General features: G+C 58.5%; 9 protein-coding genes. 7 read left to right on the top strand and 2 right to left on the bottom strand.

Translation table 11 applies throughout. The features are described 5' to 3' along the window. Positions 1-111: 111 nt before the first annotated feature. Together hemF and amiA are read right to left on the bottom strand one after the other, a co-directional pair. Positions 112-1,035, bottom strand: a complete 924-nt coding sequence (hemF, locus tag F3I15_RS03940; protein WP_150016613.1) for an oxygen-dependent coproporphyrinogen oxidase — start codon at positions 1,033-1,035, stop codon at positions 112-114. A 47-nt stretch (positions 1,036-1,082) separates the two neighbouring features. Further along, positions 1,083-1,940, bottom strand: coding sequence for an N-acetylmuramoyl-L-alanine amidase AmiA (amiA, locus tag F3I15_RS03935; protein ID WP_150016612.1), 858 nt, complete (start codon positions 1,938-1,940; stop codon positions 1,083-1,085). Between the two features lie 209 nt (positions 1,941-2,149). On the opposite strand from amiA, the gene F3I15_RS03930 reads away from it, so the two are divergent. From F3I15_RS03930 to cysM, 7 genes are all read left to right on the top strand, one after another. Next, positions 2,150-2,575: a GNAT family acetyltransferase gene (locus tag F3I15_RS03930; protein WP_039379472.1), complete on the top strand. Its 426-nt coding sequence runs from the start codon at positions 2,150-2,152 to the stop codon at positions 2,573-2,575. Between the two features lie 77 nt (positions 2,576-2,652). After that, a complete protein-coding gene (locus F3I15_RS03925; RefSeq protein ID WP_150016611.1) occupies positions 2,653-3,267 on the top strand; it encodes an RpoE-regulated lipoprotein in 615 nt (204 codons plus the stop codon). A gap of 203 nt (positions 3,268-3,470) precedes the next feature. Continuing rightward, positions 3,471-4,487, top strand: a complete 1,017-nt coding sequence (locus F3I15_RS03920) for a sulfate ABC transporter substrate-binding protein (RefSeq protein ID WP_150016610.1) — start codon at positions 3,471-3,473, stop codon at positions 4,485-4,487. After that, positions 4,487-5,320, top strand: coding sequence for a sulfate/thiosulfate ABC transporter permease CysT (cysT, locus tag F3I15_RS03915; RefSeq protein WP_039379465.1), 834 nt, complete (start codon positions 4,487-4,489; stop codon positions 5,318-5,320). Before F3I15_RS03920 ends, cysT begins: the two co-directional genes overlap by 1 nt. Next, positions 5,320-6,192: a sulfate/thiosulfate ABC transporter permease CysW gene (gene cysW / locus F3I15_RS03910; RefSeq protein ID WP_039379463.1), complete on the top strand. Its 873-nt coding sequence runs from the start codon at positions 5,320-5,322 to the stop codon at positions 6,190-6,192. The genes cysT and cysW overlap by 1 nt, the downstream gene beginning before the upstream one ends. After that, the gene (gene cysA, locus F3I15_RS03905) at positions 6,182-7,270 is read left to right on the top strand and encodes a sulfate/thiosulfate ABC transporter ATP-binding protein CysA (RefSeq protein ID WP_150016609.1); all 1,089 of its coding nucleotides are present in this window, start codon (positions 6,182-6,184) and stop codon (positions 7,268-7,270) included. The genes cysW and cysA overlap by 11 nt, the downstream gene beginning before the upstream one ends. A gap of 72 nt (positions 7,271-7,342) precedes the next feature. Further along, entirely contained in the window at positions 7,343-8,224 is an 882-nt protein-coding gene (gene cysM, locus F3I15_RS03900; RefSeq protein WP_150016608.1) for a cysteine synthase CysM, read from the top strand. Positions 8,225-8,278 lie beyond the last annotated feature (54 nt).

Here is an 8,278-nt window from a genome sequence, read left to right as displayed (position 1 = left end):
CAGCCCTGCGCTGGCGGGCGGAACCCCCTCAGTGCCGCGCGCTGCTTAGCGCATACCCCGCGCTGCCCAGCGCACAACTCCCGCGCTGCCCAGCGCACAACTCCCGCGCTGCTAAGCGCCACTCCCGCTAAGCCACTCCCGCACGGGCAGAAAATCCGTATAGAGCTGCGCTTCCGGTGAACCGGGCTCGGGCTGATAGTCATATTCCCAGCGCACCAGCGGCGGCATCGACATCAGAATTGACTCGGTTCTGCCGCCAGTCTGCAGACCAAACAGCGTGCCGCGGTCCCACACCAGATTAAACTCAACGTAACGCCCGCGGCGGTAGAGCTGGAACTGGCGCTCGCGATCGCCCCACGGCAGCGCTTTACGGCGTGCAACAATCGGCAGATAGGCCTGCAGATAGCCGCGGCCGACCGCCTGCATAAAGTCAAAGCAGCGGTCAAAGTCTGGCGTATTCAGATCGTCATAAAACAGACCGCCGATACCGCGCTGCTCATTGCGATGCTTCAGGTGGAAATAGTCATCACACCATTTTTTATAGCGCGGATAGACATCCTCGCCAAACGGCTCGCAAAGGTTGGCTGCGATCTGATGCCAGTGCACGGCATCCTCGGTAAAACCGTAGTAGGGCGTCAGGTCAAACCCGCCGCCGAACCACCAGACCGGATCGGCGCCGGGTTTTTCAGCGATGAAAAAGCGCACGTTAGCGTGGCTGGTCGGCACATAGGGGTTTTCCGGATGCACCACCAGTGAAACGCCCATCGCCTCAAAACTGCGTCCGGCAAGCTCCGGACGATGCGCGGTGGCTGAAGCGGGCATCTGGTCGCCATGCACATGGGAAAAGTTGACTCCGGCCTGCTCAAACACCGTGCCGTTACGCAGAACCCGGCTGCGTCCGCCACCGCCGCCGGGACGCTGCCAGCTATCTTCGGCAAACGTTGCGCCGCCATCCGCTGCGGCCAGTTGATTGCAGATCTCATCCTGCAGCGTCAGCAAAAACGCCTTAACGCGTGAAATATCGGGATTGCTCATGCGTCACTCTCTCTGTAAATGTGCTGTAAGCTTACCACAGCCCGGGATCACGCCTGGCGACGATCGTATGCGGCAAAATAGTTAACAATTCCGCTGGCAATGGCGGTGGCGATCTTATGGCGAAAGGCGGTAGTGCCCAGCAGCTGCTCTTCACGCGGATTGGTAATAAACGAGGTTTCAACCAGCACGGAGGGAATAGAGGGCGACTTCAGCACGGCAAAGGCGGCCTGCTCGGTATGCTGACTGTGCAGATGATGCACCGGGCGGATCTGGTCCAGGACATGCTTGCCCAGCGTCAGGCTGTTGCGAATCGTATCGGTCTGCACCAGATCAAACAGAATCTCATTCAGATAGTGATCTTTCTGCTGTACGGCGGCACCGCCTGCTTTATCTGCATCGTTTTCACGCTGCGACAGATAGCGTGCCATTGCGCTGCTGGCGCCGCGATTAGAGAGGGCAAATACCGAAGCACCGTTGGCATCCGGGCTGGTAAAGCCGTCAGCATGCACCGACATAAACAGGCTCGCGCCGTGCTGATGTGCAATCTCCACCCGCTGATAGAGAGGAATAAAATGGTCACTGTCGCGCGTCAGTCGCACCTCAATATGCGGATGTGACTGCAGCAGCGTGCGCACGGTATTGGCAATCTCCAGAACAACATGCTTCTCCTCCGCGCCCTCCTGTCCTACCGCGCCGGAATCGATACCGCCATGACCGGGATCGATCATCACAATGCGCTTACCGCTGGCAGCAGGTTTCGGCGCGGTATGACGCGGCGCCGCTGTGATCTCTGCCCGCGTCTCCTTCGCCTGAATTGCGCGCGGCGAAAGCACCGCCAGCGCCAGCCCCGAAAGAATCAGCTGGCGACGGTTAGTCAGGCGTGAAAGCAGTGAAATCTTTTTCATTTACAGGTCCCTGGCAGAGAAATAAGCCCAGTGTTATAGCGTAACCGTCGCAGCACGGCGACCCCGCAACCATTTCAGCGTATTACTTTGTATTGCACGGTGCTAACCCGGATTTAGCCGCTTTTTTCTGCCATTGCGGAGCAGGAGGGTTGCGCCACGCAAAGAATGCGTGATAATCAGCGAATTATGCCGATCAGCAGGATACGTCGATGGAAATTCGCTCTTTCCGCCAGGAAGATTTTGATGAAGTAATCACGCTCTGGGAGCGTTGCGATCTGTTACGCCCGTGGAACGACCCGGAGCTGGATATCGAACGCAAAATGAATCATGACCCGGAACTGTTTCTGGTCGCTGAAGTGGGCGGCGAAGTGGTTGGCACGCTGATGGGCGGCTATGACGGTCATCGTGGCTCAGCCTACTATCTGGCTGTGCATCCCGACTATCAGGGGCGCGGCTTTGCCAATGCGCTGATGAACCGGCTGGAGAAAAAGCTGATTGCGCGCGGCTGCCCGAAAATTCATCTGATGGTGCGGGAAGAGAACGATCAGGTCGTCGCATTCTATGAAAAGCTCGACTATGAACCCGTGGAGGCGCTGCTGCTGGGCAAGCGGCTGATTGAAGATCGCGAATATTGATTGATCCGGCCGGCTAAACTTTTTGCCTTCGCGTGACTCCAAGAGGCACGCAATAAAGTTGAAACCATGGAGTTAGCATGAAAGCTGTACGTTTTGCGGCGCTCGCGGCGGCGCTGGCCGTGTCGGGCTGCGCCACTACCGGCCAGGGCCCGGCAGAGCATGAGAGCCACTGGTATAACCCGCTGACTTACCACTGGGCCGCGCTCAACCCGCTAAGCTGGTTTGGCGGTTCTCTGCAGGTCACTGAGCAGGGTGTGGCGGGTCTCAATGGCAGCACCCGGATGAGTGAATTGGCTATTTCGCAGGCGCTGAATGATGATTACCAGCTGCGGCAGGGTATGCGCAGCGAGCAGGGCGAGGTGGCTGAGTTCTGGCAGGCGCTGCAGGATGGCAAGGTGAAGCTGATCATCAGCGGTAAACCCACCGTTGAACGGATCGAGGTGCTGGATGCGGCGGCGGAGAGCAGCAGCGGCAGTAAAATCGGTGACCGCTTCAGCGATACGTTCACGAAAGCTTTCAATAACTGCAAAATGGTCGCAGGACTCGATGCGCATGACGTTGAGTGCCGTGCGCCGGGAAGTCAGCACATCTCTTACGTCTACAGCGGCAAGTGGCACGGCCCGGCGGGTCTGATGCCTTCAGATGAGACGCTGAAAAACTGGACGATCAGTAAAATTGTCTGGCAGCGCTAACCCTGCCGGGGGCCGCTTTTACGCGGCCCGCACCCGCCTGCGTATATTTCTGAAAACCTGCTTTTCTCTGCCGATCGCTTATGCCTTTTTCGACTTTTAAATCCCCAAAAGATATATAAAACCGTTACTGTTTTCCGGGAAGTTATAAATACACTGACAGCATCTACTGGCCCAGGCTGGATTTCTATTTATCAGGGTGCTGCATGACACTTCCGGTTTTGAAAACATGGCTTAGCGGCGTGGCGCTGTCACTGTCGCTGGCAGCGGCGGCGCAGGCAACGGAGCTGCTGAACAGCTCGTATGATGTGTCACGCGAACTCTTTGTGGCACTTAACGTACCCTTTGAACAGCAGTGGGATGCGGCACACCCTGGCGATAAACTCACGATTAAGCAGTCTCACGCCGGCTCATCCAAACAGGCGCTGGCGATCCTGCAGGGGCTGCGGGCAGATGTCGTTACCTACAATCAGGTCACTGATGTGCAGGTGCTGCATGATAAAGGCAACCTGATTGCCGCTGACTGGCAAAGCCGTCTGCCAAACAACAGCTCACCGTTCTACTCCACCATGGCGTTTCTGGTGCGCAAAGGTAATCCAAAGCAGATCCATGACTGGGCCGATCTGGCGCGCGACAACGTAAAACTGATTTTCCCGAATCCGAAAACCTCCGGCAACGGTCGCTATACCTATCTTGCCGCCTGGGGCGCAGCGGAAAAAGCTGACGGCCAGGATCGCGCTAAAACTGAAGCCTATATGCAGAAGTTTTTAAAGAACGTTGAGGTGTTTGACACCGGCGGGCGCGGCGCGACCACCACGTTTGCTGAACGCGGTCTGGGTGACGTCCTGATTAGCTTTGAGTCAGAAGTAAACAATATCCGCAATCAGTATGGCAAAGATGATTATGAAGTGATTGTGCCGCGTACCAACATCCTGGCGGAGTTTCCGGTTGCCTGGGTGGATAAGAATGTGGCGCACAACAACACCGCTGACGCAGCTAAAGCGTATCTGAACTATCTCTACACGCCAGCGGCTCAGGCGATTATCACCCGCTACTACTACCGCGTGAACAATCCGCAGCTGATGGCAGAACAGAAGGACCGTTTCCCACAGACCACACTGTTTAACGTTAATGAGGCGTTTGGCGGCTGGGAGCAGGTAATGAAAACGCATTTCGTCAGCGGCGGCGAGCTGGATAAATTACTGGCAGCGGGGCGCGGCTGATGTTTGCTACAGCACAAAAACGCGTCCTGCCGGGTTTCGGCCTGAGCCTCGGCACCAGCCTGCTGTTTACCTGCCTGATTCTGCTGCTGCCTATCAGCGCGCTGCTGATGCAGCTGTCGCAGATGACGCTGGCGCAGTACTGGGCGGTGATCTCCAGCCCGCAGCTGGTAGCGGCTTATAAAGTGACGCTGCTGTCAGCCGGCGTCGCGTCGCTGTTCAACGCGGTGTTTGGCATGCTGATGGCGTGGATCCTGACCCGCTATCGTTTTCCAGGGCGTACGCTGCTGGATGGCCTGATGGATCTGCCGTTTGCCCTGCCGACGGCGGTAGCGGGGCTGACGCTGGCCGGACTCTTTTCCGTTAACGGCTGGTATGGTCAGTGGCTGGCACATTTTGATATCAAAGTCTCTTATACCTGGATTGGTATCGCGGTAGCGATGGCCTTTACCAGCATTCCGTTTGTAGTGCGTACCGTTCAGCCGGTACTGGAAGAGCTGGGCCCGGAATATGAGGAAGCGGCGGAAACGCTGGGTGCCACGCCGTGGCAGAGCTTCCGGCGCGTGGTGCTGCCTGAGGTGGCTCCGGCGCTGCTGGCCGGAACGGCGCTTTCGTTTACCCGCAGCCTCGGGGAGTTTGGTGCGGTGATCTTTATCGCCGGCAACATTGCCTGGAAAACGGAAGTGACGTCACTGATGATTTTTGTTCGTCTGCAGGAGTTTGATTACCCGGCCGCCAGCGCTATCGCCTCGGTGATCCTTGCCGCCTCGCTGCTGCTGCTGTTTGCCATTAATACGCTGCAGAGCCGCTTTGGCCGTCGCCTGGGAGGTCACTGATGGCGGAGATTTCACACCTCAATCGCGCTGAGCGTGAGCCCTTTAACTGGGGCAAATGGCTGCTGATTGGCACCGGCGCACTGATATCGATACTGCTGCTGGTGGTACCGATGATCTCTATCTTCTGGGAGGCGCTGGCGCAGGGCGTGGGCCAGGCGTTCAGCAACCTGCAGGATGGCGACATGCTGCACGCGATCTGGCTGACGGTGCTGGTTGCGCTCATTACCGTTCCGGTAAACCTGGTGTTTGGCACGCTGCTGGCGTGGCTGGTCACCCGTTTTACCTTTCCGGGACGGCAGCTGCTGCTGACGCTGTTTGATATTCCGTTTGCGGTATCACCGGTGGTGGCGGGCCTGATGTATCTGCTGTTCTGGGGCGTTAACGGCCCGGCTGGCGGCTGGCTCGATGCCCACAATATTCAGATTATGTTTGCCTGGCCCGGCATGGTGCTGGCGACCGTATTTGTCACCTGTCCGTTTGTGGTGCGTGAGCTGGTGCCGGTGATGCTGAGTCAGGGGAGTAACGAAGATGAAGCTGCGGTGCTGCTTGGCGCCTCGGGCTGGCAGATGTTTCGTCGCGTAACGCTGCCCAACATTCGCTGGGCGCTGCTCTACGGCGTGGTACTGACCAACGCGCGCGCTATCGGTGAGTTTGGTGCGGTGTCGGTAGTATCAGGATCGATTCGCGGTGAGACCTATACGTTACCGCTTCAGGTTGAATTACTGCATCAGGATTACAACACCGTGGGCGCATTCACTGCCGCCGCGCTGCTGACCCTGATGGCAATTGTGACGCTGTTTCTGAAAAGCGTGGTGCAGTGGCGATTAGAGCATCAGCAGAAGCGCCAACAGGAGGAAAATCATGAGCATTGAGATCAAACAAATTAATAAAGCCTTTGGCCGCACCCCGGTGCTGAATGATATCTCTCTGGATATTCCTTCCGGCGAAATGGTGGCGCTGCTGGGCCCTTCCGGCTCGGGTAAAACCACGCTGCTGCGTATCATTGCCGGGCTGGAGCATCAGAACAGCGGACAGATCTATTTTCATGGCAAAGATGTCAGCCGCATTCATGCCCGCGATCGCCAGGTGGGATTTGTTTTCCAGCACTATGCGCTGTTCCGCCACATGACGGTGTTTGACAATATCGCCTTTGGCCTGACGGTGCTGCCGCGCCGCGAGCGCCCCTCAGCCGCTGAGATCAAACAGCGCGTCACGCGCCTGCTGGAGATGGTACAGCTGGCGCACCTGGCAAACCGCTTTCCGGCTCAGCTCTCTGGCGGACAGAAGCAGCGCGTGGCGCTGGCGCGAGCACTGGCGGTAGAACCACAGATCCTGCTGCTGGATGAGCCGTTCGGCGCGCTCGATGCGCAGGTGCGTAAAGAGCTGCGCCGCTGGCTGCGTCAGCTGCATGAGGAGCTGAAATTTACCAGCGTGTTTGTTACGCACGACCAGGAAGAAGCGATGGAAGTCGCGGACAGCGTGGTCGTAATGAGCCAGGGGAACATTGAACAGACAGGTTCCCCGGATGAAGTATGGCGTGAACCCGCTACCCGCTTTGTGCTGGAGTTTCTGGGCGAGGTCAATCGCTTTGAGGGCGAAGTGCACGGATCGCAGTTCCACGTTGCCGCCCATCACTGGCCGCTGGGCTACACGCCAGCGCATCAGGGCCGCGTTGAACTCTTCCTGCGCCCGTGGGAAGTAGACGTATCGCGGCAGAGCAGCCTGGAGACGCCGCTGCCGGTGCAGGTGCTGGAAGTGAGCCCGCGCGGACACTTCTGGCAGCTGGTGGTCCAGGCCGCTGGCTGGCACGCTGAGCCGTTTACCCTGATTTTTGAAGGTGAGCAGTCGGCCCCGGTACGCGGCGAGCGTCTGTTTGTCGGTCTGCAGCAGGCCCGCCTCTATCAGGGCAATACCCCGCTGCGCCCGGTTGCCTTTGCTGAGAGCGCCTGATATTTTGACAACTCTTTCGGGCGGGACTTTCCCGCCCGTTTTTATTGCCTCTCTTGCGCCTGGAAAAAAATCGTGACCACTCTGGAAAATACCATCGGTAATACGCCGCTGATCAGGCTGCAACGCCTGTCGCCTGATAACGGCAGCGAAGTCTGGCTGAAGCTGGAGGGGAATAACCCGGCCGGCTCAGTGAAAGATCGCGCGGCCTGGTCGATGATTCATCAGGCGGAGCTGCGCGGTGAAATCAGGCCCGGCGACCAGCTGATTGAAGCCACCAGCGGTAACACCGGTATTGCGCTGGCGATGATCGCCGCGCTCAAAGGGTATAAGCTGCGGCTGCTGATGCCGGAGAACATGAGCCAGGAGCGGCAGGATGCGATGCGCGCTTACGGGGCCGAGCTGGTGCTGGTTACGCGTGAGCAGGGCATGGAAGGCGCACGCGATCTGGCGCAGGCGATGGCCGATCGCGGCGAAGGCCGGGTGCTCGATCAGTTTAACAATCCCGATAATCCGCTGGGTCACTATCTCACCACTGCGCCGGAAATCTGGCAGCAGAGCGGCGGGCGCCTGACGCATTTTGTCTCCAGCATGGGCACCACCGGTACCATCAGCGGCGTGGGGCGCTTTCTGAAAGAGCACGCGCCGGCGGTTAAAGTGATTGGCCTGCAGCCGCAGGAAGGCAGCGCAATACCCGGTATCCGCCGCTGGCCTGAAGCCTATCTGCCTGGCATTTATCGCCCTGAGCTGGTAGACGAGGTGATGGATATGGGGCAGCGGGAAGCGGAAGAGACGATGCGCGCGCTGGCGCAGCGTGAAGGGCTGTTCTGCGGCGTAAGCTCCGGTGGCGCCGTGGCGGGAGCGCTGCGCATCGCCCGGGCGCAACCCGGCAGCGTCGTCGTGGCGATCGTCTGCGATCGCGGCGATCGTTATCTCTCCACCGGTGTCTTTCACTGACAGCATCTGCCTGGTCAGCCTGCTGCGCTGACCGGCTTGCCGCTTCTGTATCCG

It is taken from the genome of Pantoea sp. M_9, assembly GCF_008631385.1.
Taxonomy (GTDB): Bacteria; Pseudomonadota; Gammaproteobacteria; order Enterobacterales; family Enterobacteriaceae; genus Pantoea; species Pantoea eucrina.
Note: the sequence above shows the minus strand (reverse complement) of the source record. Positions and strands in the feature narration are given on the sequence as shown.

Coding starts and splice junctions, on each gene's coding strand:
- hemF (WP_150016613.1), bottom strand. CDS start 1,035: ATGAGCAATCCCGATATTTCACGCGTTAAGGCGTTTTTGCTGACGCTG.
- amiA (WP_150016612.1), bottom strand. CDS start 1,940: ATGAAAAAGATTTCACTGCTTTCACGCCTGACTAACCGTCGCCAGCTG.
- F3I15_RS03930 (WP_039379472.1), top strand. CDS start 2,150: ATGGAAATTCGCTCTTTCCGCCAGGAAGATTTTGATGAAGTAATCACG.
- F3I15_RS03925 (WP_150016611.1), top strand. CDS start 2,653: ATGAAAGCTGTACGTTTTGCGGCGCTCGCGGCGGCGCTGGCCGTGTCG.
- F3I15_RS03920 (WP_150016610.1), top strand. CDS start 3,471: ATGACACTTCCGGTTTTGAAAACATGGCTTAGCGGCGTGGCGCTGTCA.
- cysT (WP_039379465.1), top strand. CDS start 4,487: ATGTTTGCTACAGCACAAAAACGCGTCCTGCCGGGTTTCGGCCTGAGC.
- cysW (WP_039379463.1), top strand. CDS start 5,320: ATGGCGGAGATTTCACACCTCAATCGCGCTGAGCGTGAGCCCTTTAAC.
- cysA (WP_150016609.1), top strand. CDS start 6,182: ATGAGCATTGAGATCAAACAAATTAATAAAGCCTTTGGCCGCACCCCG.